Here is a 25116-nt window from a genome sequence, read left to right as displayed (position 1 = left end):
TCAGTACAGTCGGTTCTGCCACCGCGACGGCGGCAGCCAGGTGATTCGATCCGGATCGTTCGCGTCGACGGCGCCATTGCGCACGGCGTCGCGGATCGCGGCCTGCATGTCGCTCCAGCTGCGCGCGGCGGAGCCGATTCGCGCGCCGAGCAGGTTGTTGTGCGCGTCCATCGCGCGGCCGTCGTTGCCGACGCCGTCGTGCTCCATCACGTGCGTCACCCAGTCGACGCAGCGCGGCGACAGCGTGTACGCGACGATCGCGCTCGCCAGCGAGTGGCGATACGCGTCGGCGGGCCCGTTACGTCCGCCTGGCAGGTGGGCCTGGAAGAAGTGCACGTACGTCGCGCCCAGCACGAAAGCGGGATACGCACCGAGCGCGAGAGCAGCGACAGCCCAACGACGCCAGCGACGACGCCGCGAGCGGCCGTCGGTAGCGCCCGCTGCGCTCAACGCGCGGCCTCCATCGCGCCGATGAAGCGATCGAACAGCGGCGCGACATCGTGCGGACCCGGACTAGCTTCCGGGTGCCCCTGGAAGCTGAAAGCCGGTGCGTCCGTGACCGCGATGCCCTGATTGCTGCCATCGAACAGCGAACGATGCGTGACGCGAACGTTGCCCGGCAGCGTCGCTTCGTCGACCGCGAAGCCGTGGTTCTGGCTGGTGATCAGCACGCGACCGTTGTCGAGGTCCTGCACCGGATGGTTCGCGCCGTGGTGGCCGAATTTCATCTTCAGCGTCTTTGCACCGACCGCAAGGCCGAGGATCTGGTGACCGAGGCAGATGCCGTAGAGCGGCAGCTTGCGGGCGAGGAATTCGCGCGTCGCCTCGATCGCGTACGTGCACGGTTCCGGATCGCCCGGGCCGTTCGACAGGAACACGCCGTCAGGCTTCATCGCGAACACGTCGGACGCGGGCGTCTGCGCCGGCACCACCGTGATGCGGCATCCGCGCGAGGCCAGCATGCGCAGGATGTTGAGTTTCACACCGAAGTCGTAGGCGACGACGTGGAAACGACCGGCCGTCTGCGCGAACGAATCTTTGTCGAGATCGAGTTCGGTCTCGCGCCATTCGTAGGCGCTGCGCGTGCAGACCTCCTTGGCGAGGTCCATGCCCTTGAGGCCCGGGAACTTGCGCGCACCTTCCAGCGCTCGGTCCGCATCGATCTCGCCCGCCATCAGTGCGCCGTTCTGCGCGCCGCGGTCACGCAGGATGCGCGTGAGCTTGCGGGTATCGATGTCGGAGATCGCGACGACGCCCTTCGACGCAAGCCACTCCGGCAGCGACAGCTGCGAGCGCCAGTTGCTGGGGCGCTTGGGCACGTGCCGGACGATCAGGCCGGCCGGCCACACCGTTTTCGCCTCGTCGTCCTTGTCGGTGGTGCCGGTGTTGCCGATGTGCGGATAGGTGAGCGTCACGATCTGCCGCGCGTACGACGGATCGGTCACCACTTCCTGATAGCCGGTCATGGCGGTGTTGAACACGACTTCGCCGACGGACAGGCCGGGCGCGCCGACCGAAACGCCCTCGAAGATCGTTCCGTCTTCGAGCGCGAGGATCGCAGGTTGATTCACGGGGATCGCCTGTGCTGCCAGAGGATGCCGAGCCCCTGCATGCGCCGGATCGCGGCTGCAGAAAATCGCGGACGCGGTGCGGGACCGGTCCGACGAAGGGCTTCAGGCGAGCGGGAATTCTAGACGCAAGGCGCCGGCGGTTCCAGCGGCAGTCGCGGGTTCTGCAGTGGAATCGTCGTCAGTCGAGCAGATCGGTGACCCGATACAGGCCCGGCGTCCGTCCGTGCAGCCGCCTCGCGACGTGCAACGCACCCCGCGCAAAGATGTCGCGGTTCGTTGCGCGGTGGACGAGTTCGATGCGCTCGCCCGCCGTGGCGAACTGGACCATGTGCTCGCCGACGATGTCGCCAGCCCGCAACGATGCGTAACGCGGCTGCGCGCCGCCGGCTTCGGCGCGAGCGCCGAGGGCCAGGGCCGTGCCGGATGGCGCGTCCTTCTTGTGGACGTGGTGGGATTCGACGATGTCGCAGTCCCAGTCGGCCAGCACCCGCGCGGCGCGCTCGACCAGGTCGCCGAGAACCGCGACGCCGAGGCTGAAATTCGCGGCCCAGACGACGGGAATCGTCGACGCCGCCGATGAAATCGCCGCGCGCTGCGCGTCCGATAGCCCCGTCGTGCCCGAGACGAAGGCCGCGCCGCGGCGCACGCACAGATCGAGCGCGGCGTCGAACGCTTCCGGCAGGCTGAAGTCGATGGCGGCGTCGAATGGCGGGGCGCGATCGAGCGACGCGGCATCCATGCCGAGCACGCCAGGTGGCAGCTCGGCCGGCAGTCGTCGCGCTGCGGCCGCGACGACGCGCACATCGTCGCGTTCGGCCGCGAGCCGCATCAGGGCTTGGCCCATGCGTCCGGAAGCGCCGTGGATCAGCAGTCGGGTCGGTTCGGTCATCGCGCGAGGCTAGCGGCCGTCGAGCGATGCGACAAGCGCGCGTAAAATCGCGGCGACCTCTGCCGGAGCCGACATGGACGCACTGCTCGACATGCAACGCCTGCAGGCGCCGATTCCCGATCGCCCGTCGACGCCGTTTCCGCTGTTCGTGCTCGACGACGTACTGCCCGGCGATGCCGCTGGCGAGCTGGAGTCGGATTTCCCGCGCTATCGCAGCGCCGGATTCTTTCCGTACGCGCCCGAAGATTGCGGCCCGTCGATGCGCGCGGTGGTCGAACAGATGACGTCGAAGGCGTTCGGCGACGCGGTCGGCAGGCAGCTCGGCATCGAAGGGCTCGGCGACAAACCGACGCTGGCGACGCTGTGCCGCTCGCTCAATCGTCGCCACGGCACGATCCATACGGACAGCAAGTCGAAAATCGTCACCGCCCTGCTCTATCTCAACGCCGACTGGCCGGCGACGAGCGACGGCTGCCTGCGGTTCCTCGGCAAGATCGACGACATCGATGCGCTGGTGGTACCGGAAATCCGCCCTGTGTACGGCACGCTGGCCGCCTTCAAGCGCGAGGAAAACTCGTTCCACGGCCATCTGCCGTTCGAGGGCGAGCGCCGCGTCGTGCAGGTGGCGTGGCTGACCAGCGAGGACGAGAAGCTGCGCAAGACCAAGCGCGGGAGGTTCTCGCGTGGGTTGAAGCGGGTGCTCGGAGCTTTGGACAAGCGGTTCGGTGCAGGTCGCGACGACAATGCGTCGCATCCGGATTGAACGTGCATCAGGCATAAAAAAAAAAACGCGCCGGGGCCCGCTTTTTTCTTGTTGCGCTTGTTTGCGACACAGGACGGTTGGACGAGTGTGGCGAGGCGCTGGAGATTCTTCGGTCGCCCAGCCATCGCTATCCGCGATGGCGTTCGCAACGGCTGGACGCTTTCGCGTACGGAACGCCTTTGCTTAGCCCGTCATCCGTTCCCAGAACCCCTTCACGCCGTCGAGGAACGTCGACGAGCGCGGCGAATGACGACGCGCCGCCGTCTCACCCACGAACGTGGCCTCGAACTTCTCCAGAAGCTCGCGCTGTTCGACGGTGAGGTTGACCGGCGTCTCCACGACCACGCGGCAATACAGGTCGCCTTCGCTGCGGCTGCGCACCGAGCGCACGCCCTTGCCGCGCAGGCGGAACATCTTGCCGGTCTGCGTCTCCGCCGGGATGCGCAGCTCGACTTCGCCACCGAGCGTCGGAACGCGAATGGTGTCGCCGAGCGCGGCCTGCGAGATGCGGATCGGCACTTCGCAGTGCAGGTCGTCGCCGTCGCGCTGGAAGATCTCGTGCTCGCGCACGCGCACGTCGACGTAGAGGTCGCCTGGCGGCGATCCCGCCGGACCGGCTTCGCCCTCGCCCGCGAGGCGGATGCGATCGCCGCTGTCGACGCCGGCGGGAATCTTGACCTGCAGCGTCTTGGTGCGCTCGACGCGTCCCTGTCCGCCGCATTCGTCGCAGGGGTTCGCAATGATCTTGCCGCGGCCGCTGCAATGCGGGCAGGCCTGCTGCATCGAGAAGATGCCACGCTGGAAACGGACCTGGCCGCGGCCCTGGCAGGTGCCGCAGGTTTCGAGCTGACCGTCCTCCGAACCGCTGCCGTCGCAGGCGTCGCACTCTTCGAGGGTGGGGATCTCGATGGTCTTTTCGATGCCCCGCACGGCCTCTTCGAGACCCAGCTCCATCACGTAGCCGATGTCGGCGCCGCGACGCGGCCCGCGCTGCGCGCCGCCACCGAAGATGTTGCCGAAGATGTCGCCGAAGATGTCGCCCATGTCGGCGAAACCCGGCCCACCGCCGCCACCGCCCATGCCGTGTTCGAACGCGGCGTGGCCATGGGCGTCGTACGCGCGGCGCTTGTTGGCGTCGGCGAGCGTCTCGTACGCCTCCTTGCATTCCTTGAACGCTTCCTCGGACGCCTTGTCACCCGGATTGCGATCCGGATGGTGCTTCATGGCGGCGCGCCGATAGGCCTTCTTCAGGTCCTCTTCGCTGGCATCGCGGGCGACGCCGAGGACTTCGTAGTAATCACGCTTGCTCATGGTGCGCCATGTCTTGGATGCGGTGTTCGATGCGGCGGTCGGGGACGAACCACATCACGGCGACGGCGGCGTACATCGCCTGTGCCGCCCAGGTGTTGACGAAGGCCAGCGTGACGCCGGAGAGATAGAACACAACGGGTAGAACGGATTTCCAGCCCCACGGGTTCACCGCCCGGGACAGCGTCGAGTCGCTTCCACTGGCGCGCATCAGCGACGCCTGGAACGGAAGCCATGCCACCGCCGCCATCAACAGCATGACGCCGTAGACCGCGACCGGGGTCGCCGCGTCGTGGTGTTCGCCCATCCACGCGGTGGCGAACGGGAACATCGACAACCAGAACAGCAGGTGCAGGTTCGCCCACATCACCCGTCCGTCGATCCGCGTCGCGGCGCGCAGGAAGTGGTGGTGGTTGTTCCAGTAGATGCCGATGTAGATGAAGCTGAGAACGTAGCTGACGAACACAGGGAGCAACGGTCGCAACGATGCGAGATCGCTTCCGACCGGCGCGCGCAGCTCCAGCACCATGATGGTGATGATGATGGCGAGCACGCCATCGCTGAACGCTTCGAGCCGCCCCTTGTTCATCGCCATCCCCGTCGAAGCAAAGGCGCCGGTCGATGACCGGCGCCTCGCAACACCATCTTACTTGGCGTCGTCGCCCTTCACCTCGGTGAATTCGGCATCGACGACATCGTCGTTGCGCGACGCACCGCCCGGATTCGCACCACCCGATGCATCGTCGCCACCGCCCTGACCCGCCTGCGCGACGGCCAGCAGCGACTGCGCGGCTTCCTCGAGCACGCGGCTCTTCGCCTCGATCTGGTCCTTGTCGTCGCCCTTCATCGCGGTCTCGAGGTCGGCGATCGCCGTTTCCGCGCGACCGATCGCGTCGCCCGGCACCTTCTCGCCGTGCTCCTTGATCGCGCCGCGGGTCATGTGGATCAGGCCATCGGCGTGGTTGCGCGCCTGCACGAGCTCCTGGAACTTGCGGTCTTCGTCGCGGTTGGCTTCCGCGTCCTCGACCATCCGCTTGATCTCGTCCTCGGACAGGCCCGAGCCCGCCTTGATCTCGACCTTCTGCTCCTTGCCCGTCTTCTTGTCCTTGGCGGTGACATGCACGATGCCGTTGGCGTCGATGTCGAACGTGACCTCGACCTGCGGCATGCCGCGCGGCGCGGCGTCGATGCCGGTGAGGTCGAAGCGCGCCAGCGACTTGTTGTAACGCGCCTGCTCGCGCTCACCCTGCAGTACGTGCACGGTGACGGCGGACTGGTTGTCCTCGGCGGTCGAGAACGTCTGCGACGCCTTGGTCGGAATGGTCGTGTTCTTCTCGATGATCTTGGTGAACACGCCGCCGAGCGTCTCGATGCCGAGGCTCAGCGGGGTCACGTCGAGCAGCAGCACGTCCTTGACGTCGCCCTTGAGCACGCCGCCCTGCACCGCCGCGCCGATAGCGACCGCTTCGTCCGGGTTGACGTCCTTGCGCGGCTCCTTGCCGAAGAATTCGGCCACCGCCGACTGCACCTTCGGCATGCGGGTCTGACCGCCGACGAGGATGACTTCGGTGATGTCGGACGCGCGCAGGCCGGCGTCGTTCAGTGCCACGCGGCACGGCTCGATCGTCTTCTTGACCAGGTCGTCGACCAGCGCTTCGAGCTTGGCACGCGTCAACTTGATGTTGAGGTGCTTCGGGCCCGAAGCATCGGCGGTGACGTACGGCAAGTTCACTTCAGTCTGCTGCGCGGTCGACAGCTCGATCTTCGCGCGCTCGGCGGCGTCCTTCAGGCGCTGCAGCGCGAGCGGATCCTTGCGCAGGTCGATGCCCTGGTCCTTGTTGAACTCGTCGACGAGATAGTCGATGACGCGCTTGTCGAAGTCTTCGCCGCCGAGGAACGTGTCGCCGTTGGTGGCGAGCACTTCGAACTGCTTCTCGCCGTCGACTTCCGCGATCTCGATGATCGACACGTCGAACGTGCCGCCGCCGAGGTCGTACACGGCGATCTTGCGATCGGCCCCCGACTTGTCGAGGCCGTACGCGAGCGCGGCGGCGGTCGGCTCGTTGATGATGCGCTTGACGTCGAGGCCCGCGATGCGGCCGGCGTCCTTGGTCGCCTGGCGCTGCGAGTCGTTGAAGTACGCCGGCACCGTGATCACCGCTTCGGTGACGGTCTCACCGAGGTAGGCCTCGGCGGTCTTCTTCATCTTGGCCAGCACTTCCGCCGAGATCTGCTGCGGCGCCATCTTGCGACCGTCGGCGGTCTCGACCCACGCGTCGCCGTTCTCGTGCTGCGTGATCTTGTACGGGACGAGGCCGATGTCCTTCTGCACTTCGGCGTCGGTGAACTTGCGGCCGATCAGGCGCTTCACCGCGTAGAAGGTGTTCTTCGGGTTCGTCACCGCCTGGCGCTTGGCCGAGGCGCCGGCGAGGATCTCGCCGTCCTTGGTGTACGCGATGATCGACGGCGTGGTGCGATCACCCTCCGCGTTCTCGATGACCTTCGCCTTGCCGCCTTCCATCACGGCGACGCACGAGTTCGTGGTGCCGAGGTCGATACCGATGATCTTGCCCATGGGTTGCTCCTGCCAATTCGTAAGTCGGGGGCGCTGCGCGCCGATAAGCCGTATCTATGGACCGCCGGCGCCGGTTCAAGGCGCCCGGGGCGATCAGGAGTGCGCGATCACCACCAGCGCGGGCCGCAACAGCCGCTCGTTCAGCAGCCAGCCCTTCTGGTAGACCTGCACGACGTGGTTGTCCGGGGTGTCGCCCGCCGGAACCATGCTCATGGCCTGGTGGTGGTCGGGGTTGAACGGCTGGCCCTTCGGGTCCACCGCGACCAGACCGTTATCCGACGCCACCTTCAGCAGCTGCTTGAGCGTCAGCTCCATGCCCTCGCGCAACGCGCCGGCATCCGCGCCCGCCTGCGCCAGACCCGCCTCCAGACTGTCGATGACCGGCAGCAGGTCGCCGAGAAGGCGCTCGTTCGCGAACTTGCGCGCGGTATCGACGTCACGCGCCACGCGGCGACGCTGGTTCTCGAGGTCGGCGCGTTCGCGCAGCGAATCCTCGCGAATCTGGGTCAGTTCGGCGCTCGCCGCGTCGAGCTGGGCCTGCAGCGCGGCGCAGCAATCCTTCATTGCGCCATCGCCCGCAGGCGTCTGCGCCGGGTCGGCGCCGGGTGGCACGGTCTGTTCGGTGGTCATCGCAGGCCTGTCTCCTTCGCGCGGTTCGCGCGCCGGGGCGAGCTATGGGGCCGGCCACCGTCGATTCAAGGCTCAGCCACCGCGATCGGCGGTCCTCAATGCATCGCCGAGGACGTCGGCAGCCGCCTGTACCACCGGGATCACCCGGTCGTAGGCCATGCGGGTGGGCCCGATCACGCCCAGCACGCCGAGCACGCGTCCACCGGACACATACGGCGCGGTGACCAGCGACACGCCGTCCAGCGGCGCCAGCCCGGTCTCCTCGCCGATGAAGATGCGCACGCCTGGCGCCTGCGCCGTGCGTTCGAGCAGCTGCAGGATCTCCCGCTTGCGCGAGAACGCCTCGAACAGCTCGCGCAGGCGATCGACATCCGCGAGTTCCTGCACGCCCATCAGCCGCGTCTGCCCGGCGACGAGCATGTCCTCGTCGCTGGGCGCCAGCACCTGCTCGGCCAGCTCGATCGACCGCCCCATCAGCCTGTGCAGTTCGTCCTGCGCGGTGCGCATCTCATGCAGCAGCACCGCGCGGATGTCGGCGAGCGGCCGTCCGGCGAAGTGCTGGTTGAGGTAGTTCGCAACGCGTTCCAGCTCGCCTGGCTCGAAGGGACGCCGCGACTGGATGATTCGGTTCTGCACGTCGCCGTCGGAGAACACGAGGATCGCCAGCACGCGTTGTTCGTCGATACCGACGAACTCGATGCGCCGGAACGCGAACTGCTCACGACCCGGCACGCTCACCACGCCGACGAAATGCGTCATCGCCGAGAGCAGCTCGGTCGCGCTGCCGAGCAGCGCCTGCGTGCCCGTGCCGGCGGGCAATTCGCCCCGCAGGCGTGCCATTTCGCCATCGGGCAGCGGGCTCAGCTGCAGCAGCGAGTCGACGAAGAGCCGGTAGCCCTGCGCGGTGGGAATACGCCCGGCCGAGGTATGTGGCGCGCTGAGCAGGCCCGCGTCCTCCAGGTCGGAAAGGATGTTGCGGATGGTCGCGGCGCTGACGTCGAGCCCGGCGTGCCGCGCGAGCGTCTGCGACCCGACCGGCTCGCCACTGCGGATGTAGCGCCCGATCAGCGTGCGCAGCAGCTGGCGTGCGCGGGGATCCTGGCTGGGGTCGAGGGGGCGGCGGCTCATGTCGGACCTATAAGCTGCGGGCCGTCGGCGTGCAAGCGGTTGCGTCGCTTCGCGTGCGACGCCGGCCCGGGCACAATTCGCGCCATGCTGACCCAACTCTCGCTGAAGCAGTTCGCCGTCGTCACCGGAGCCGAGCTCGAGTTCGGCCCCGGCCTCACGGTGATCTCCGGCGAAACCGGCGCCGGCAAGTCGCTGCTGGTCGATGCGCTGGGGCTGCTGTCAGGCCTGCGCGCCGACAGCGGCGTCGTCCGCCATGGCGCCGATCGCGCCGAACTCCTCGCCGCGTTCGACCTCGCCGACGCGATCGCCGCGCGCGACTGGCTGCGCGAGAACGAACTCGACGACGACGATGAACCCGGTATCTGTCGCATCCGGCGCGTCATCCGCGCCGATGGCGGTTCCAAGGCGTGGATCAACGGGCGTTCGGCCACCATCGCGCAGCTCACCGAGCTCGCCGGCTATCTGGTCGAAATCCACGGCCAGCATGAACACCAGGCGCTGCTCTCCCGGACCAGCCAGCTCGCGCTGCTGGACGCATTCGGCCGCAACGACGCGGAACTCGCGCAGGTCGCGACCGCGGCCGCGGCGTGGAGCGAACTCCTGCGCGAGCGCGAGCGTCTTTCGTCGCAGGGCGACGTCTCCGACCGCGTCGAATGGCTGCAGCACCAGCTCGACGAACTCGAGCGCGAGGATCTCGAGCCCGAGAGCCTCGAAAAGATGCAGGCCGACCACCGCCGCTTCGGCCATGCCACCGCGCTGATCGCCGCGTGCGACAACGCCTTTTCGCGCCTCGGCGGCGACGATGGCCCGTCGATCTCGCGCGTGCTCGGCCAGGTACGCGGCGAACTCGCGCGTGCCAGCGAACACGAACCGCGCCTCACCGAAGTCGACGCCATGCTCGACCTCGCGACGATCCAGGTCGACGAAGCGATCGCCGCGCTCGATCGCGTGCGCAGCGATCTCGACGTCGATCCGAGCACGTTCGATCGCCTCGAGCAGCGCCTCGGCCGCCTGCACGAACTTGCACGCAAGCACCGTGTGCAGGCCGAGCAGCTGGCCGCGCGCCGGGACGCGATCCAGGAGGAGCTCGAAGGGCTGCGCAGCGCCGGCGAACGATTGACGACACTCGACGACGAGATCGTGCGCGCGCGCGACGCCTGGCTCGCCGCGGCAACGAAACTCACCGGGGCGCGCACCACGGCATCGCGTTCGCTCTCGTCCGAAACCACGAAACTCATGGGCGAGCTCGGCATGGGCGGCGGCGTATTCGACGTCGCATTCGAGACGACCGGTGGCGATCGCCCGGACCCGAACGGCGCCGAGCGCGTCGAGTTCATGGTCAGCGCGAATCCCGGACAGCCGACGCGCCCCCTGCGCAAGGTCGCCTCCGGCGGCGAACTCGCGCGCATCTCGCTCGCGATCGAAGTCGCGTCGCTCGGCCTCGATGCCGTTCCGACCATGATCTTCGACGAAGTCGACACCGGCATCGGCGGCGCGGTCGCGCACATCGTCGGCCAGAAGCTGCGCGCACTCGGCGACCGCCGCCAGGTGCTATGCGTCACCCATCTCCCGCAGGTCGCCGCGCAGGGCCATTCGCACTACCGCGTTATGAAATCCAAGAGCGACGGCGTGACGCAGAGCGAAGTGGTCGCGCTGTCGCCCGCGCAGCGCCAGGAAGAACTCGCACGCATGCTCGGCGGCGTCGAACTCACCCGCGAGGCGCGCGCTGCCGCGAAACGCCTTCTGCAGGATGTGGATTGACGTTCCGCGACGGCGCGGTCCGCGCCGTCAAGGGGCGAATCAGGCCTTCTTCTTTCGACGCACGTACAGCACCAGCGAGTGCGCCTCGATCTCGTAGCCGTGTTCGGCAGCGATGCGCTGCTGCAGCGCTTCGATCTCCGCGCTTTCGAATTCGATGATCTTGCCGGTGTCGACGTCGACCATGTGGTCGTGGTGGTCGCCGCGGTCGAGTTCGTACACCGACTGCCCGGACTCGAAATGGTGCTTGAGTACGAGACCCGCCGCTTCGAACTGGGTGAGCACGCGGTAGACGGTCGCCAGGCCGATGTCCTCGCCATCCTCGAGCAAGCGACGGTAGATGTCCTCTGCCGTCATGTGGCGCGTTTGCGCCCGTTCGAGCACGTCGAGGATGCGGAGCCGCGGGTGGGTGACCTTCAGGCCGACATTACGCAGGTCTTGCGATTCCATCGAAGCTCCGGGACGGCCGCGATGCGCAGCCCGACGGGACGGGAGATCGCCCGGCCGCACGCTCAACCGGAGCTGACGCGGCGTTCCGCGCGGGGTGCGGCAGGCGGGCGGCAGTGTATCATCCGCCGGTCCAACGACCCTCGTCGTGTCGAGTGTTCTAACCCATGCGAAAGCTGCTTCCTGTCCTCGTCGCCGCCCTTCTCACCGCGGGCTGCGGCATCGTCTATCACCAGCCGATCTACCAGGGAAACCTGCTTGAAAAGACGGCGGTCGACCAGCTCCAGGCGGGCATGGACAAGCAGCAGGTGATCCTCCTGCTCGGCACGCCGTCGGTGGCCGACCCGTACCACCAGGATCGCTGGGACTACGTCGCGACGCAGCGCACGGGCCGCACCAGCCACACCGAGAAGAAGAACTTCACCCTGTACTTCGAAGGCGACAAGCTCGCCCGTTGGGAAGGCGACTACTTCCCCGAGCAGGACGAGCAGCTCGCACGCGAAACCGTGCACCAGTTCGGTCCGAACCTCGCGAAGGACAAGGACAAGAAGAAGCGTCGGGGCGGCTGACCGCCTCGCTTTCTCAGGACGCGTTCCGCTGCGCCCGGCGCCGGCGCGCGTCCTTCGGGTCCGCAATCAGCGGACGCAAGACTTCGATCCGGTCGCCGTCGACGAGCACGCGTGTCATCTCCGCGCGTTCCCCGAATACCGCGACATCGCCTGCATCCCATCCGCTGGCGTCGATCGCGGCCGCGACGGTCGCGCCGTCCGGCAGCTCAAGCAGCAACGACTCGTGCCGACGCGGCCACGCGCGCATGAGCTCGACACGGATCATGCGTCGCCGCGATCGGCCGCGCGAACGAAGTCGTCGACCATGCGATCGGCGAGCCCCTGGAAACCGAGTGCGAACGCACCCGCGAGCAGCTTGACCGCCGGCTCGAACTCGAGCGTGAGCGTGACGCGGCATGCGCATTCGTCGAGCGCATGGAACTCCCAGCGCCCTTTCAGCTGACGGAACGGGCCGTCGACGAGCTGCAGGTCGATGTGGTGCGGCGGCACCAGCGTGTTGTCGGTGACGAACCAGGTACGGAATGCGGCGACGCGCAGGTCCAGCCGCGCCTTCATGCGGTCGGGCGACTCCTCCAGCACCGTCGCGCCGTCGCACCAGTCGAACCGGGACGGGTAGGCCCGGACGTCATTGACCAGCCCGAACATGCGGGCGGCGGAGTGCTCGACGAGCGCCGTGCGGCGAATGGTGGGCATCTGCGGTCCTTCTCGCCGGCGCGCCCCGCGATCGGGGACAATGGCGCGATGAGCAAGAATTCGAAAGGAAAGTCCGGCAAGGATAAGTCAAAGGCCGGCGGCACGATCGCGCTGAACAAGCGCGCGCGCCACGAATACCACCTCGAGCAGCGCACCGAGGCCGGCCTGTCGCTGCAGGGCTGGGAGCTCAAGGCGATCCGCGCCGGGCGCGCGAACATCGGCGAAGCGTACGCCGTGGTGCGTAACGGCGAGATATTCCTGTTCAACGCGCAGATCACGCCGCTGATCCAGGCGTCGACACATGTCGTGCCGGAAGAACGCCGCACGCGCAAGCTGCTCATGCACCGCAACGAGATCGACGCGCTGATCGGCCGCATCCAGCGCGACGGTTACACGGTGGTGCCGACGGCGCTGTACTGGAAGGGCAATCGCGTGAAAGCCGAAGTCGCGCTGGCGAAGGGCAAGAAGGAACACGACAAGCGCGATGTCAGCAAGGAACGCGACTGGCAGCGCGAGAAACAGCGCGCCATGCGCGCGCACAACCGCAACGCTTAAAGATCGGTCGCGCCGGGCAGCGTGAAGTAGAAGGTCGCGCCCTCGCCCACCTCGCCCTCGGCGCGGATCGTTCCGCCGTGGCGTTCGACAATGCGTCGCACCGTCGCCAGCCCGATGCCGTGGCCGGCGAAGTGTTCCTCGGTGTGCAGGCGCTGGAACGGGCGGAACAGTTTGTCGACGTAGTCCTGCGAGAACCCCGCACCGTTGTCGCGCACGAAGTATTCGCCGCTCGGCGCCATGCCGAATTCGATTACCGCGGGCTCGCGGTCACGGGTGAACTTCCATGCATTGCCGATGAGGTTCTGCAGGAGATTACGCAGCAGCGTGGCGTCGCCTTCCACCTCCAGACCCGGCTGGATGCGCGCGTCGACCTGGCGCGTTGGCTCCGAGACATGCAGTTCCTCAACCAGCTCCGTCGCGACGCGGCTGAGGTCCACCATCTCGACCTTGAGCGCGCTCCGCGACAGTCGCGCCAGCTGCAGCATGGAATCGATCAACTCGCCCATGCGCGTTGCCGCGCGCCGCACGCGCGACAGGTAGTCGCGACCGGGGTCGTCCAGGCGGTCGGCGTAGCGTTCGGCAAGGATGCGGCTGAATCCGTCGATCGCGCGCAGCGGTGCGCGCAGGTCGTGCGACACGCTGTACGCGAACGACTCGAGTTCCTGGTTCGCGCGCATCAGTTCGCGCGTGCGCAGCGCGACGCGCGCCTCAAGCGTGCGGTTGAGTGCATGCACGCGCGCCTCGGCGAGCAGGCGTTCGGTGACGTCCTCCATCTGCAGCAGGCCCGAGACGTCCTGACCGATGTTGCCGGGAATCGGCGAATACGTCAGGTGCACGTGACGCGTGGTGCCGTCCGGTCGCTGGAAGCGGCGCATCGCGCGCCACACGCCGTCGCCGTCGTTGCGCGCCAGTGATTCGCCCTCGCGCAGGTCGAACAGCGATTCGAACGGCAACCCGATGAGCGCATCGGCGCGCCGTCCGAACATCGCGGCAAATGCAGGGTTCACGTCGACGATGCAGTCGCGGCTGTCGACCAGCGCCTTGCCGATCGCCGAGTACTGCATGGCCGCGCGGAAGCGCAATTCGCTGCGACGGAATTCCTCGGTCAGGCGGCCGGCGATCTCGCGCGCTCGCGTGCCGGTGCGCGCGAGCGTGAATGCGACGCCGTAAAGCAGCAGCGCGGCGATCAGCCCAAGTGCGAGCGTTCCCTGCAGGGTGCGCAGGCCCGGAACCGCTTCGGTCACCGGGGGCGATGCGAAATCGAGGCGCCAGCGACGGCCGTAGACATCGAGGGTCGTCGAGCGGGTGAATGCGGGATCGGCATCGCGTCGTCCGCCGTCGTACAGCAGTGCCGATACCGGTTCGCTGACGTCGCTGATGCGCACGTGCATGGTCGATAGGCGTCCGGCGAGCGCGGTTTCGACCATTTCCTTGACGTGGAACGGCACGTAGATCCAGCCCTGCATCGCCTCGCGACGCGCGGACGGCGTGATCGGCTGGTCGCCTGCGCGATAGATCGGCAGGTAGATCTGCACGCTGGCGCGCCGCGCGGGGCCGTCCTGCACGAGTTGCACGGGGCCGCTGATGCGCGGGCGGCCCGTCTCGAGCGCCGACTCCATGGCCGCGTGTCGCACGGGTTCGCCGTACATGTCGTAACCGATCGCGGCGACATTCTCGGGACGCCGCGGTTCGAGATAGAGGACCGGGCCGTAGTACGCGCGAACGCCGCGCGGGCGGATGTTGAGCAGGCCGTAGCCGGAATCGCGCCATTCGAGCTGCAGGTCGGGCAGGCGCGAATTCGGAACATAGCCGGCGAATCCCAGGCCGAGGATCGCCGGATAGCGGTCGGCGATGCCCATGCCTTCGACATACGACTGCCACTGACGCGGCGTCGGTCGCGCCACGGATGCGAACAGGGAGACGCCGCCGCGCGTGATCAGTTCGTACTGGGCCAGACGCTCGCGGACGATGCCGTCGATCTCGTCGGTATCGGCTTCGAACTGGGCATGGGCCGCGCGCATCTCGCGCGCGCGGGCGTTGCTCCACGTCCACGATACGAGCAACAACGAGGCGATCAGCACCCCGAACGCCAGCAGGTGGCTTCCGCGCGGCACCACGCGCGACCACGGCGATTCCTTCGGCAGGCCCGCACGATCATCCATCGCCACAGCATACCGTCGCGATGCGCAGCGTCGTGACGGGCAAAAAAAGAGCCCAGCCTTTCGGCTGGGCTCCGTGTTGGTGGAGGTGGGGGGAATCGAACCCCCGTCCGAAGGCACTCCATCCCCGGCACTACATGCTTAGCGCTCCGTTAGATCTCGTCCACCAACAGCACGGCGCGCAAAGCGCATCGGCAGACCAGCCCGCTTTGGGTTAACCGGCGACTGACAGGCAGCCATCACCGGCGATTCCGTGATAATGACCCTACGCAGCGAGCACGGACACAAGCTGTTTCGGGGCTTACGCCTTAAGCGGCGAGAGCGTAGTTGTCGTCGTTGGCAACTAGAGTTTTGCAGCTGGATTTACGAGGAAAGCTACCCCCTCGGCATGCGCCAAGCGATTTCGCGACCCCCGTCGAAGCCAGTGCACCCCCGGGGACAGCATCTTCCGCTGACACAAGCAGTATAGGCCCCGCAGCCGCCACCTCAACCTTTCCAGCGGCTGTAGCCGCGCGCGGGTTCAGCGGAGACCGGGCGCCGGATCCACGCGGCGGTGCCTGCGGCGCAGACGACCAGCCCGTCGCCGCGCGACGCATCCACCTGGCAGCCGCCCGTGAATTCCGAGAACGCGGGCAGCACCGTCAGTCGCTGCTGCAACCAGAACACCGGCCAGCGGCGCGGCCCGAGCTCGGCGATGCCCACGCACGGGTGCAGATGGCCGCTGAGGACATGCAGGCCATGCACCTCGACCGGCTCATGCCGGAGCGCGAACGGACCGATGTCGCAGGCGTCGCCGAGCAGTTCGACTTCGAGCCCGGCATCGGCGAGCGCGCGATCGTGATTGCCGGTCAGCGCCGCGACGACGACCTGCGGATGCGCATCGCGCCATGCGGCCCAGTCGCGCAGCCACGCGCTGTCGTACACCGCGCCGTGCACGACATCACCGAGGATGCAGACCGATGTTGCGCCCGTCAGCGCCACGGCGTCGGCAAGGCGACCGAGATCGCGCATCGTCCCGCCGCGCGGAAGGCCGACGCCTGCGCGACGGAAAACATCCGCCTTGCCCAGATGCAGATCCGACAGGAACAGCCGGCGCATGCGCGGCCAGTACAACGCGCGCGCCGCGAGCAGGTGCATCGACTCGCCGGCGATGTCGCCCTCGACCCAGAGCCCGTGGTCAGCGGCCATGGCGCTTTTCCAATCGACTCGCCGCCCGCTGCACGCGCGTCTTCCAGTCTTCGGTGCTGAGCTGTCCACGCAGGCCTTCCGCCCACAGCGGGAACGAAAGCGGCGTCAACCCCCGTGGGCGCAGCAGCATGACCTCGCGCGATGCGCAGTCGTCGAGCACGCGTTGCAGGCGCTGCACCTCGAGCTGCCCGGCGAACACCTCGCGTTCGGCGAGCTCCAGCAGCATGTGGTGCGGGTCGTAGCGTTGCAGCACGTCGTACAGCAGGCCGCTCGATGCCTGCAGCTGGCGCATGCTTTTCTGCGGGCGGCCGGGAACCGTCGGAGGAAGCAGGCCGGCGATGCGCGCGATTTCGCGGAACTGGCGTCGAGCCAGTTCACCCAGGTTGAGGCTTTCGCGCAGGTCTTCGAACAGTCGATCAGGCGACATCAGCTCGTGCAGGAGATCTTCTTCGACGCGCGGCTCGCGCGCCGGCTTCAGCACGAATCCGTAGTCGTTCGCCGCGTAGCCGAACGTGTTCGGCTCCAGCCGCCCCCATCGCAGCGACACCAGCGCCGCGAGCCCTTCGTTGGCGAGGCGCCCGGCGAACGGAAAGACGAACAGCTGCGTGCCTTCGCGCGTCTTGGTCCATTCGACCAGGAGCTGTCCGCGTCGCGGCAGTGACGAGATGCGTGACTGCAGATCGAGCAGAGCCGCGACCGCGCGCATCTCCGGCACGTCGACCGGTCTCGCGAGCAGGCGTTCGACGCGCGACGCGAGTTCCATGGACAGCGGCTGCTTGATGCCCGTCCATTGCGGCACCAGCCCTTCGCCCGGCGGCGCGCGTTTCACCAGCGCGGTCATTGCTTCCATGCGCACCAGCTGCAACATGCGGCCCGAGAACAGAAAGCGATCGCCCGGCTTCAGTCGTGCGACGAACCCCTCCTCCACCGCGCCCAGCGTGCCGCCGCGCACCAGCTTGACTGCGACGCTGCCTTCGCTGGTGATCGTGCCGATCGACAACCGATGCCGCAGCGCGACGCGACGATCGTGCACCGCGTACCGGCCGTCTTCCTCGCGCACCACGCGCTGGAAGTCGGGATAGTGCTCGAGCGCGCGGCCTCCCTGCACGATGAAGTCGAGCACCGACTGCCAGGCTTCGTCGGCCAATCCCGCGAACGCGTGCGTGCCGCGCACTTCGCGCAGCAGTTCGTCGGCATCGAAGCCACCGCCCAGCGCGAGCGTCACGCAATGCTGTGCGAGAACGTCCAGGCTCATGCGGGGCGGACGACGTGCTTCGACTTCGCCCGCCGTCACCGCTTCGCGCACCGCCGCGAACTCGACGAGCTCCAGCATGTGCGTCGGGACGCAGACCACCTGACCGGATTCGCCGGGGCGATGCTTGGCGCGGCCCGCACGCTGCAACAGTCGCGCGGTGCCCTTCGGGCTGCCGAGCTGGAACACCTGGTCGACCGCCGGGAAGTCGACGCCGAGATCGAGGCTCGACGTCGCGACCACGCAGCGCACGCTGCCGTCGCGTAGCCCGGCTTCGACCTCGGCGCGAAGCGCGGGATCGAGCGAACCGTGATGCAGGGCGAGCGTCGCCGGATCCTCCGGCCACACGGCCTGCAGCGCCTGATGCCACAGCTCGGCGAACGCGCGCGTGTTGGTGAACAGCAGGCTCGTGCGCGCGTCGAAGATGCGCTCGGCGACGCGCGACAGCTGCGCAAGGCCGAGGTGGCCAGCCCACGGAAATCGCTCGCCCGCGTCAGGCAGCAGTGTTTCGAGCGTGACCGCGCGTGGCGTCGCACCGGAGACGACCACGGATTGCGGCGCGTGTGGCAACAGCACGTCGCGCGCTTCGTCGAGGTTGCCCAGTGTCGCCGACAGCCCCCAGATACGCAGCGACGGCGAGAGTGCGCGCAACCGCGCCAGGCACAGTTGCAGCAGCACGCCGCGCTTCGTTCCGAGAAGCTCGTGCCATTCATCGACGACGATGCAGCGCAGCGACGCCATCCGTTCGGCGGTCTCGGGATACGAAAGCAGCAGGGCGAGCGATTCAGGCGTCGTCACCAGTGCGTCGAGTCGTCCGTCGCGCGCGAGCTTCTTGTCGCGCGCGCTCGCATCGCCGGTGCGCAGGCCGATCGCCCAGTCGAGGCCGAGCGCGTCCGCGGGTTCGCGCAGCGCGCGCAATGTGTCGGTGGCGAGCGCGCGCAATGGGGTCACCCACAGCACCTTGAGATCGCGCGTCGGCGACGCGACGACTCCCCTGCCCTGCGTGTCCGCGATCGCTTCGATCATCGCGCCGCCGAACGCGGCCAGCGTCTTGCCGCTGCCCGTCGGCGTGTGCAGCAGCCCGCTTTCGCCGCGCAAATAACGTGACCACACCTCGCGCTGGAATGGCGCCGGCGACCAGCCGCGGCTCGCGAACCAGTCGGCAAGCACCTGCTCGGGATCGTCCGATGCGGAAGGCAAACGTTTGCGCGTGCGCGACGGCGTGTCGATGACACCTTCCAGCGCGCAGATCGCGTCGTCTTCGCCTACGCGTTGTTCCAGTTGCCGCAAGCGCTCCGCGCGCGCGGCCGATTCGACGCGACGCCGTTCCGCCGCCGCGCGACGTGCTTTTTCCCGCCGGATCGATTCGACCGTCTGCCGTGGCGCATTCGGATCGGGTCGCTCGGGATACGCCGCGTAAGGGTCGTCCTCGCCCTCCGACGCCGCGAGCCCTTTCAACAGCCAGCCGCCGCTCATCGCGCGAGCGCCCGCAACGTATCCAGGCGATCGGCATCGTGCGGCACCTTGTCGTGACGCCAGCGCAGGATGCGCGGGAAGCGCACGGCGATGCCGGATTTGTGCCGGCTCGATTTGTTCACCGCTTCGAAGCCGAGTTCGAAGACATGCGCGGCCTCGACCGAACGCACCGGCCCGAAACGTTCGAGCGTGTGCGCGCGGATCCAGCGATCGAGCGCGAGGATTTCCTTGTCGTCCAGCCCCGAGTACGCCTTGGCGACGGGCACCAGCGCATCGCCATCCCACAGGCCGAACGTGTAGTCCGTGAACAGCGTGCTGCGCCGCCCATGTCCGGACTGCGCGTAGATGAGCACCGCGTCGATGTTCAGCGGATCGATCTTCCACTTCCACCAGTCGCCGCGCCGGCGACCGATCTGGTACGTCGACGATCGGCGTTTCAACATCAACCCTTCGACGCCGCGTTGCCGCGCCGCTTCGCGCAGTGCGAGCGCCTCGGACCAGTCGCCGGCGTCGACCACGGGGGACGGCACGATGCGCGGATCGTTCGTCGACGACAGCAGGTCATCGAGCATCGCGCGCCGTTCGGCGAGCGGAAGCTCGCGCAGGTCGCGGCCATCGAGTTCGAGAAGGTCGTAGGCGAGCACGCACACCGGCGTGTCGGCGAGCGTCTTAGGGCCGGGCTTGCGACGCTGGATGCGGGTCTGCAAGGCGGTGAACGGCATCGGCTGTTCGTCGCCCGCGCGCCACGCCATCAGCTCGCCGTCGATCACGCAGTCGCGTGGCAGCACGGTCGCTGCGTCCTCGATCTCGGGGAAACGACCGTCGAGGCGTTCCTCGCCACGCGACCACAGCGCGATCTCCGGTCCGCGACGAATGAGCTGCAGGCGTATCCCGTCCCACTTCCACTCGAGCAACCAGTCGTCGATCGAACCGAGGGTTTCTGCTTCAGCCTCCAGCGGCGACGCAAGGAAGAACGGATACGGTTGCTCGCGATCGCCTGGCAACTCGTCGGGATTCAGCAGGTCGCGCAGGAACTGCGGCGTCGGCGCCCAGTTGCCGAGCATGCGTTGCGCGATGCGTGCGATGTCGACGCCCGACATCTCGGCCAGCGCCTGCTGCACCAGGCGCTGCGAAACGCCGACGCGCAGCGCGCCGGTCAGCAACTTGTTGAACGCGAGGCGTTCGTCGGCGCACAGCGACCGCCAGCCCTCGACGACGGCTGCGCGACGCAGCGCCGGATCGCGCCCGGCGACGGGAACGAGGCGTTTCTCGATCCAGTCGTGCAACGGGATGTCGATCACGCCTTTGGGCGGATCGTCGAACAGCAGCGTGAGCGTCTCGGCGAGGTCCCCGACGTGCGCATAGCTGTCGTCGAACAACCATTCGGGCGTGCCGGTTTCCTGCGACAGCCATTCGCGCAACTCGCGTGTGTTGGCGATCTTCCCGAGCTTGCCGCCGGACAGCAGCCACAGCGCCCACACCGCGTCCTCCTGCGGCGCGTCGCGGAAGTACGCGACCAGCGCCGCGCGCTTGTCGAGCGTCGCGGTGCTGCGATCGAGCTCCGTATAGAGCGCGGCGAAGCGCTTCATTCCGCTTCCCCGCCGTAGTCGGTTGCGAACGCCTCGGCGGCGATGCCGTCCTCGATGAGCGCACGGATGATCGCGTCGGTGTTGCCGTGCGTGGCGATGACGCGCCGCGCGCCGGTTTCGCGGATCGTCCGGATCAGGTCCGGCCAATCCGCGTGGTCGGAGATGACGAAGCCGCGATCGTAGTTGCGTCGCCTGCGATTGCCGCGAACGCGCATCCAACCGGATGCGAAGCCGGTCTGCGCGCGACGGAAGCGCCGCATCCACGGACTGCCTGCGGCGGACGGCGGCGCCAGCACCAGCTCGCCGGCGAACTCCGCGCCTTTCGCCGTTTCCGACACCGGTAACGTATCGACCATGCGGATGCCGGCGTCGCGATACACCTGCACGCCGGCGGCCACCGCGCCGTGCAGGAACACCGGGCGATCGGTCCACATGGCGAGTTCCGCGAGCACGCGCTGCGCTTTCCCCAGCGCGTAGCACAGCAGCACCGCCGCTTCGCCGCGCGATGCGCAGTGGTCGCGCCATTCCACGATCTCGCGCGCCACGTCGCTGGTGTCGGGCCAACGGTAGATGGGCAGACCGAACGTCGCCTCGGTGATGAAGGTGTCGCAGTCGACGACTTCGAACGGCGCGCAGGTCGGATCGTGCTGGCGCTTGTAGTCGCCCGATGCGACCCACACCTGACCGTCGACTTCGATGCGCACCTGCGCCGAACCGAGCACGTGCCCGGCGGAATGGAACGACACCCGCGCGTGGCCGATCTCGAACGATTCGCCGTAGTCGAAGGCACGATAGGCCTGGTCGCCCAGTCGCCAGCGCAGGATCGGCAGGCCATCGCGCGCGGCGAAATATTCGGCATTGCCGGGACGTGCGTGGTCGCCGTGACCGTGCGTGATCACCGCGCGCTCGACCGGTTTCCAGGGATCGATGTAGAAATCGCCCTGCGGGCAATAGAGCCCTTCGCGACGAAGGACGACAAGGTCGGAAGACATGGAGCGACCGTAGGCAGCGGGACGTCATCGCGCCGACAAGAGCGCGACGTGACCGTACGTGGGCTTCGTCTCACTCCCTGTGACGGACGCGCGTCCGGCTCACACTTTCGCGCACCGGTTCGACGGCCGCTGGGAGTCGGAGCCTGGATCGCGGCATCGGCATCGGAGTCGGAATCAGAATCGGCGCGGGAGCATTCCGCCGCCGCCCCGAAAAAAGAAAGGCGGAGTGCCGCAGCACTCCGCCTTCCCCCGCCCGATGAACGGATCAACCCTGGCGCAGCGGCACCAGCGTGATTTCGACGCGACGATTACGCGACCAGCACGACTCGGTGTTCTCCGTGCACAGCAGCTGCGTTTCGCCGCGGCCGACGACGACCATGCGGTCGCGCGTCACACCCTTGGTGTTGAGGTAGCCCGCGACCGACTCCGCGCGCTGCTGCGACAGGTTGAGGTTGTAGCTCGCGTCGCCGCGCTGGTCGGTGTGACCGGCGACGTTGATCACCGTCTGACCGTACTGGGTCAGCGTGCTCGCCAGGTTGTCGAGCACCGGGCGGAACTGCGGCTGCAGTGCCGAGCTGTTGGTGCTGAACGTGATCGCGTCGGGCATGGTGAGGACGATATTGTCGCCCTGGCGCGTCACGCCGACGCCCGTGCCCTGCAGGCTGTCGCGCAGCGCACGTTCCTGACGGTCCTGGTAGTTGCCGACTGCACCGCCGGCGAGTGCGCCGACGCCGGCGCCGATGAGCGCGTGCTGGCGACGCTCGACGGCGTCATCGCCGGTCAGCACGCCGGCAACCGCGCCGACTGCGGCACCGATGAGCGCGCCATTGCGCGTGCGGTCATTGGTGTCGGGATTGGTGGTGTAGGAATTCGGGGCGGTCGCGCAACCGGCGACGAGTGCGCCGATCAATGCGGTGAGTAGGAGCGTGGACGTTGTCTTCATGGGTGACCCTCGGGGCTTCGACGGCGCCACGCTAGGTGCGGCGTCGTCAGCGACAGGTGAGGGACGACAGCGCCGTTCAGGGTCTAGCGATGTTCGTCGTCGCCACGTCGAGCATCACGCAACTTTCGATAAGCGAGCAGCGCATCATCGCGGCCGCGCGCGAGGTCGACGAGCGGCGTCTTCGGGTACGACGGCGCAACGCGCGCGAGAAGCACCGGATCGCGCCACGGCGCATGGCGCAACGGCATCGGGACATGCGCCAGTTCCGGCACCCACTGCGCGACATAGTCGCCGCGCGGGTCGAAGCGCTCGGCCTGCGTCACCGGGTTGAACACGCGGAAGTACGGCGCCGCATCGGCGCCCGTGCCGGCGACCCACTGCCAGCCCATCGTGTTGTTGGCGAGGTCGGCATCGACCAGCGTGTCGCGGAACCATTCGGCACCGGTGCGCCAGTGCACGCGCATGTGCTTGCACAGGTAGCTGGCGACGATCATGCGTACGCGGTTGTGCATCCAGCCGGTCGCCCACAGCTCGCGCATGCCGGCGTCGACGATCGGAACGCCGGTGCGGCCGCGACGCCAGCGGTCGATCGTCGAGCGTCCCGGCCTTGTCCAGTCGAATGTCGCGAACCGTTCGTCGAGATCGCGCTCGGGCGTGTGCGGGAAGTGGTGCAGAAGATGCGTCGCGAATTCGCGCCATACGAGCTGACGCAGGAACGCGTCGACCTGTGCATCGGAAACGGTCCCGCGCTGCGCGTCGACGGCATGCACCACGCGCCATACGGCGATCTCGCCGAAATGCAGGTGCGGCGACAGGCGCGATGTGCCGGCACGATCCGGACGATCGCGGCCTTCGACGTAGCCGTGCAATGCGCCGTCGACGAACACCTCGAGCGCATCGCGCGCCCCGCCTTCACCCGGTGTCCAGTGCGACCAGAAACCGTCGTCCCAGCTGCGTTCCGGGGTCAGCCGAAGCTGGTCGATCAGCACGCCGGCAGGGCCGTCGTCGCTGTGCGGAATGCGTTCGGGGGCGTCCTGCGGCGACGTCGGCGCCCAGTGTGCGAGCGCGGCGCGATAGAACGGGGTGAACACGCGATACGGCCCGCCCTTCCCCGTCTTCAGCGTCCAGGGTTCGAACAGCAGCGCGCCGTTGAAGCTCTCGACCTGCAGCCCCTGCTCGCGCAGTTCGCGCTTGATGCGTGCGTCGCGCGTTTCGACCGCGGGCTCGTAGCGGCGATTCCAAAACACAGCGTCGGCGCCTGTCGCGGCGGCGATGCCTGCGAGCGTTGGCCCCGCGTGCCCGAGGAAAAATCGAAGCGCATTGCCACGCGCGTGCAACGCGTCATCGAGCGCCTGCAGCGATCGCGCCCGCCACGCGTTCGACGCCGCACCCGGCGCCCATTCGCCCTCGCCGTCCGGATCGTGGATATACACCGGCACGACATCGAAGCCGCCATCGAGTGCGGCCTGCAGCGCCGGGTTGTCGTCAAGCCGCAGGTCGTTCCGGAACCAGACGATCGCGACCGGCATGGCGTCAGCGTTCGAGGAAACGGACGCGTCGCGTGATCGAACAGGTCAGCTCGTAGCCGATCGTGCCGGCCGACGCTGCGATCGTTTCGACCGGCAACTCCGGCCCCCACAATGTCACCGGGTCACCGACGCGCGCCTCGGGCACGCTGCGCAGGTCGATCGTCATCAGGTCCATCGAGATCCGGCCGATCACTTGCGTGCGATGCGCGCCGACCAGCACCGGCGTGCCCGCGGGTGCCGCGCGTGGATAGCCGTCGCCATAACCGATCGCGGCGACGCCGACGTTCATGTCTTCCGGGCATTCCCATGTACCGGCGTAGCCAATACGGCCACCCTTGCAGACGCGGTTCACCGCGATCAGGCGCGTCGACAGCGTCATGGCCGGGCGCAGGCCGAAATCCTCGCCGACGCGTCCGTCGACGACCGATATGCCGTACAGCGCGCCGCCGGGACGCACCCAATCGTCGTGCGCGTCGGGCCAGCCCAGCACCGCCGCGGAATTGGCGAGCGATCGCGCACCGCCCAGATCCGACGTCACCGCGCGGAACACCTCGATCTGCTCGCGTGTGTGCACGCCCTGCGATGCACTGTCGGCGAAGTCGTCGGAACTCGCGAAATGATTCATCAGCACGATGTTGCCGACGGCGCTGCCGCGCATCGCGGTCAGACGCGCATGTGCATCGCGGAACGCGTCGGGCGCGAAGCCGAGGCGATGCATGCCGCTGTCTAGCTTGAGCCAGCAGTCTATGGGCTCGCCCGGCATGGCCTGCTCCAGCATTTCCAGCTGCGAGACGTGATGCACTGCGGTCCACACGTTCAGTGCGCGCAGGCGTTCGATGTCCGACGGCTCATCGAAACCGGACAACAGCAGGATCGGCTGCGAGATGCCCGCGGCGCGCAGCCGCTCGGCGTCGGACAACGCGGCAACGCCGAACGCGTCCGCGCCGGCAAGCGCACGCGCCACGCGCTCCAGGCCGTGGCCGTAGCCGTCGGCCTTGACCACTGCCATCACCCGGCTAGCGGGCGCGCGGGCGCGCACCTGGCCAAGGTTGTGACGCAGGGCGTCGACGTGGATGGTCGCGGAGGTCGGTCGTGCCATCCG

Annotated in this window: 23 protein-coding genes and 1 other RNA gene; 4 read left to right on the top strand and 20 right to left on the bottom strand. The window is 67.9% G+C overall.

Annotated features, from left to right (window positions below; all coding sequences use genetic code 11):
* The 3 genes from ACKTTN_RS08640 to dapB form a co-directional block, all read right to left on the bottom strand.
* Positions 1-450: a hypothetical protein gene (locus ACKTTN_RS08640; protein WP_407909446.1), complete on the bottom strand. Its 450-nt coding sequence runs from the start codon at positions 448-450 to the stop codon at positions 1-3.
* Positions 447-1571: a glutamine-hydrolyzing carbamoyl-phosphate synthase small subunit gene (gene carA, locus ACKTTN_RS08635; RefSeq protein WP_407909445.1), complete on the bottom strand. Its 1125-nt coding sequence runs from the start codon at positions 1569-1571 to the stop codon at positions 447-449. The genes ACKTTN_RS08640 and carA overlap by 4 nt, the downstream gene beginning before the upstream one ends.
* 178 nt (positions 1572-1749) lie before the next feature.
* Positions 1750-2460, bottom strand: a complete 711-nt coding sequence (gene dapB, locus ACKTTN_RS08630; RefSeq protein WP_407909444.1) for a 4-hydroxy-tetrahydrodipicolinate reductase — start codon at positions 2458-2460, stop codon at positions 1750-1752.
* Positions 2461-2533: 73 nt separating this feature from the next.
* Between dapB and ACKTTN_RS08625 the strand changes: the two genes are divergently transcribed.
* Positions 2534-3223, top strand: coding sequence for a 2OG-Fe(II) oxygenase family protein (locus ACKTTN_RS08625; RefSeq protein WP_407909443.1), 690 nt, complete (start codon positions 2534-2536; stop codon positions 3221-3223).
* A gap of 183 nt (positions 3224-3406) precedes the next feature.
* Here ACKTTN_RS08625 and dnaJ read toward each other — a convergent pair whose 3' ends face one another.
* From dnaJ to hrcA, 5 genes are all read right to left on the bottom strand, one after another.
* A complete protein-coding gene (dnaJ, locus tag ACKTTN_RS08620; RefSeq protein WP_407909442.1) occupies positions 3407-4534 on the bottom strand; it encodes a molecular chaperone DnaJ in 1128 nt (375 codons plus the stop codon).
* Positions 4521-5120: a TMEM175 family protein gene (locus tag ACKTTN_RS08615; protein WP_407909441.1), complete on the bottom strand. Its 600-nt coding sequence runs from the start codon at positions 5118-5120 to the stop codon at positions 4521-4523. Before ACKTTN_RS08615 ends, dnaJ begins: the two co-directional genes overlap by 14 nt.
* Positions 5121-5177: 57 nt before the next feature.
* A complete protein-coding gene (dnaK, locus tag ACKTTN_RS08610; RefSeq protein WP_407909440.1) occupies positions 5178-7106 on the bottom strand; it encodes a molecular chaperone DnaK in 1929 nt (642 codons plus the stop codon).
* A gap of 93 nt (positions 7107-7199) precedes the next feature.
* On the bottom strand, positions 7200-7736 hold the full coding sequence (gene grpE / locus ACKTTN_RS08605; protein WP_407909439.1) for a nucleotide exchange factor GrpE: 537 nt from the start codon (positions 7734-7736) through the stop codon (positions 7200-7202).
* Positions 7737-7808: 72 nt separating this feature from the next.
* On the bottom strand, positions 7809-8864 hold the full coding sequence (gene hrcA / locus ACKTTN_RS08600; protein WP_407909438.1) for a heat-inducible transcriptional repressor HrcA: 1056 nt from the start codon (positions 8862-8864) through the stop codon (positions 7809-7811).
* Between the two features lie 84 nt (positions 8865-8948).
* On the opposite strand from hrcA, the gene recN reads away from it, so the two are divergent.
* Positions 8949-10625, top strand: coding sequence for a DNA repair protein RecN (gene recN, locus ACKTTN_RS08595; protein ID WP_407909437.1), 1677 nt, complete (start codon positions 8949-8951; stop codon positions 10623-10625).
* A gap of 39 nt (positions 10626-10664) precedes the next feature.
* Here the strand turns inward: recN and fur are convergent, their stop codons facing one another.
* The gene (fur, locus tag ACKTTN_RS08590) at positions 10665-11072 is read right to left on the bottom strand and encodes a ferric iron uptake transcriptional regulator (protein ID WP_407909436.1); all 408 of its coding nucleotides are present in this window, start codon (positions 11070-11072) and stop codon (positions 10665-10667) included.
* 164 nt (positions 11073-11236) lie between these two features.
* Between fur and ACKTTN_RS08585 the strand changes: the two genes are divergently transcribed.
* The gene (locus ACKTTN_RS08585; protein WP_407909435.1) at positions 11237-11638 is read left to right on the top strand and encodes an outer membrane protein assembly factor BamE; all 402 of its coding nucleotides are present in this window, start codon (positions 11237-11239) and stop codon (positions 11636-11638) included.
* Positions 11639-11651: 13 nt separating this feature from the next.
* Here the strand turns inward: ACKTTN_RS08585 and ACKTTN_RS08580 are convergent, their stop codons facing one another.
* Complete coding sequence (locus ACKTTN_RS08580) at positions 11652-11900, bottom strand: RnfH family protein (protein WP_407910051.1); 249 nt, start codon at positions 11898-11900, stop codon at positions 11652-11654.
* The gene (locus ACKTTN_RS08575; protein WP_407909434.1) at positions 11900-12331 is read right to left on the bottom strand and encodes a type II toxin-antitoxin system RatA family toxin; all 432 of its coding nucleotides are present in this window, start codon (positions 12329-12331) and stop codon (positions 11900-11902) included. Before ACKTTN_RS08575 ends, ACKTTN_RS08580 begins: the two co-directional genes overlap by 1 nt.
* Before the next feature lie 48 nt (positions 12332-12379).
* Here ACKTTN_RS08575 and smpB point away from each other — a divergent pair, with 48 nt between their 5' ends.
* On the top strand, positions 12380-12886 hold the full coding sequence (gene smpB / locus ACKTTN_RS08570) for an SsrA-binding protein SmpB (RefSeq protein ID WP_407909433.1): 507 nt from the start codon (positions 12380-12382) through the stop codon (positions 12884-12886).
* On the opposite strand, the gene ACKTTN_RS08565 is transcribed toward smpB, so the two are convergent.
* From ACKTTN_RS08565 to alr, 9 genes are all read right to left on the bottom strand, one after another.
* Entirely contained in the window at positions 12883-15048 is a 2166-nt protein-coding gene (locus tag ACKTTN_RS08565) for a CHASE domain-containing protein (protein WP_407909432.1), read from the bottom strand. The genes smpB and ACKTTN_RS08565 overlap by 4 nt on opposite strands.
* Before the next feature lie 77 nt (positions 15049-15125).
* Positions 15126-15479: a transfer-messenger RNA gene (gene ssrA / locus ACKTTN_RS08560) on the bottom strand.
* Positions 15480-15531: 52 nt separating this feature from the next.
* Positions 15532-16233: a ligase-associated DNA damage response endonuclease PdeM gene (gene pdeM, locus ACKTTN_RS08555; protein ID WP_407909431.1), complete on the bottom strand. Its 702-nt coding sequence runs from the start codon at positions 16231-16233 to the stop codon at positions 15532-15534.
* Complete coding sequence (locus tag ACKTTN_RS08550) at positions 16223-18961, bottom strand: ligase-associated DNA damage response DEXH box helicase (protein ID WP_407909430.1); 2739 nt, start codon at positions 18959-18961, stop codon at positions 16223-16225. The genes pdeM and ACKTTN_RS08550 overlap by 11 nt, the downstream gene beginning before the upstream one ends.
* The gene (locus ACKTTN_RS08545; RefSeq protein ID WP_407909429.1) at positions 18958-20550 is read right to left on the bottom strand and encodes an ATP-dependent DNA ligase; all 1593 of its coding nucleotides are present in this window, start codon (positions 20548-20550) and stop codon (positions 18958-18960) included. The genes ACKTTN_RS08550 and ACKTTN_RS08545 overlap by 4 nt, the downstream gene beginning before the upstream one ends.
* A complete protein-coding gene (locus ACKTTN_RS08540) occupies positions 20547-21542 on the bottom strand; it encodes a ligase-associated DNA damage response exonuclease (RefSeq protein ID WP_407909428.1) in 996 nt (331 codons plus the stop codon). Before ACKTTN_RS08540 ends, ACKTTN_RS08545 begins: the two co-directional genes overlap by 4 nt.
* Before the next feature lie 265 nt (positions 21543-21807).
* Positions 21808-22485, bottom strand: a complete 678-nt coding sequence (locus ACKTTN_RS08535; RefSeq protein ID WP_407909427.1) for an OmpA family protein — start codon at positions 22483-22485, stop codon at positions 21808-21810.
* Between the two features lie 83 nt (positions 22486-22568).
* A complete protein-coding gene (locus ACKTTN_RS08530; protein ID WP_407909426.1) occupies positions 22569-24014 on the bottom strand; it encodes a cryptochrome/photolyase family protein in 1446 nt (481 codons plus the stop codon).
* A 4-nt stretch (positions 24015-24018) separates the two neighbouring features.
* The gene (alr, locus tag ACKTTN_RS08525) at positions 24019-25113 is read right to left on the bottom strand and encodes an alanine racemase (RefSeq protein WP_407909425.1); all 1095 of its coding nucleotides are present in this window, start codon (positions 25111-25113) and stop codon (positions 24019-24021) included.
* Positions 25114-25116: the final 3 nt, after the last annotated feature.

Source organism: Lysobacter claricitrinus, from assembly GCF_045866565.1.
Taxonomy (GTDB): domain Bacteria; phylum Pseudomonadota; class Gammaproteobacteria; order Xanthomonadales; family Xanthomonadaceae; genus Cognatilysobacter; species Cognatilysobacter claricitrinus.
This window is presented reverse-complemented; position numbering and strand designations above follow the sequence as displayed.

What these genes read in the sequence shown, in the direction of transcription:
- ACKTTN_RS08530 (WP_407909426.1), bottom strand. Translation starts at nt 24,014, where the DNA reads ATGCCGGTCGCGATCGTCTGGTTCCGGAACGACCTGCGGCTTGACGAC.
- dnaJ (WP_407909442.1), bottom strand. Translation starts at nt 4,534, where the DNA reads ATGAGCAAGCGTGATTACTACGAAGTCCTCGGCGTCGCCCGCGATGCC.
- ACKTTN_RS08540 (WP_407909428.1), bottom strand. Translation starts at nt 21,542, where the DNA reads ATGTCTTCCGACCTTGTCGTCCTTCGTCGCGAAGGGCTCTATTGCCCG.
- dnaK (WP_407909440.1), bottom strand. Translation starts at nt 7,106, where the DNA reads ATGGGCAAGATCATCGGTATCGACCTCGGCACCACGAACTCGTGCGTC.
- ACKTTN_RS08585 (WP_407909435.1), top strand. Translation starts at nt 11,237, where the DNA reads ATGCGAAAGCTGCTTCCTGTCCTCGTCGCCGCCCTTCTCACCGCGGGC.
- ACKTTN_RS08625 (WP_407909443.1), top strand. Translation starts at nt 2,534, where the DNA reads ATGGACGCACTGCTCGACATGCAACGCCTGCAGGCGCCGATTCCCGAT.
- ACKTTN_RS08545 (WP_407909429.1), bottom strand. Translation starts at nt 20,550, where the DNA reads ATGAAGCGCTTCGCCGCGCTCTATACGGAGCTCGATCGCAGCACCGCG.
- recN (WP_407909437.1), top strand. Translation starts at nt 8,949, where the DNA reads ATGCTGACCCAACTCTCGCTGAAGCAGTTCGCCGTCGTCACCGGAGCC.
- ACKTTN_RS08615 (WP_407909441.1), bottom strand. Translation starts at nt 5,120, where the DNA reads ATGAACAAGGGGCGGCTCGAAGCGTTCAGCGATGGCGTGCTCGCCATC.
- ACKTTN_RS08535 (WP_407909427.1), bottom strand. Translation starts at nt 22,485, where the DNA reads ATGAAGACAACGTCCACGCTCCTACTCACCGCATTGATCGGCGCACTC.
- alr (WP_407909425.1), bottom strand. Translation starts at nt 25,113, where the DNA reads ATGGCACGACCGACCTCCGCGACCATCCACGTCGACGCCCTGCGTCAC.
- pdeM (WP_407909431.1), bottom strand. Translation starts at nt 16,233, where the DNA reads ATGGCCGCTGACCACGGGCTCTGGGTCGAGGGCGACATCGCCGGCGAG.
- ACKTTN_RS08565 (WP_407909432.1), bottom strand. Translation starts at nt 15,048, where the DNA reads ATGGATGATCGTGCGGGCCTGCCGAAGGAATCGCCGTGGTCGCGCGTG.
- smpB (WP_407909433.1), top strand. Translation starts at nt 12,380, where the DNA reads ATGAGCAAGAATTCGAAAGGAAAGTCCGGCAAGGATAAGTCAAAGGCC.
- grpE (WP_407909439.1), bottom strand. Translation starts at nt 7,736, where the DNA reads ATGACCACCGAACAGACCGTGCCACCCGGCGCCGACCCGGCGCAGACG.
- dapB (WP_407909444.1), bottom strand. Translation starts at nt 2,460, where the DNA reads ATGACCGAACCGACCCGACTGCTGATCCACGGCGCTTCCGGACGCATG.
- ACKTTN_RS08550 (WP_407909430.1), bottom strand. Translation starts at nt 18,961, where the DNA reads ATGAGCGGCGGCTGGCTGTTGAAAGGGCTCGCGGCGTCGGAGGGCGAG.
- ACKTTN_RS08575 (WP_407909434.1), bottom strand. Translation starts at nt 12,331, where the DNA reads ATGCCCACCATTCGCCGCACGGCGCTCGTCGAGCACTCCGCCGCCCGC.
- fur (WP_407909436.1), bottom strand. Translation starts at nt 11,072, where the DNA reads ATGGAATCGCAAGACCTGCGTAATGTCGGCCTGAAGGTCACCCACCCG.
- hrcA (WP_407909438.1), bottom strand. Translation starts at nt 8,864, where the DNA reads ATGAGCCGCCGCCCCCTCGACCCCAGCCAGGATCCCCGCGCACGCCAG.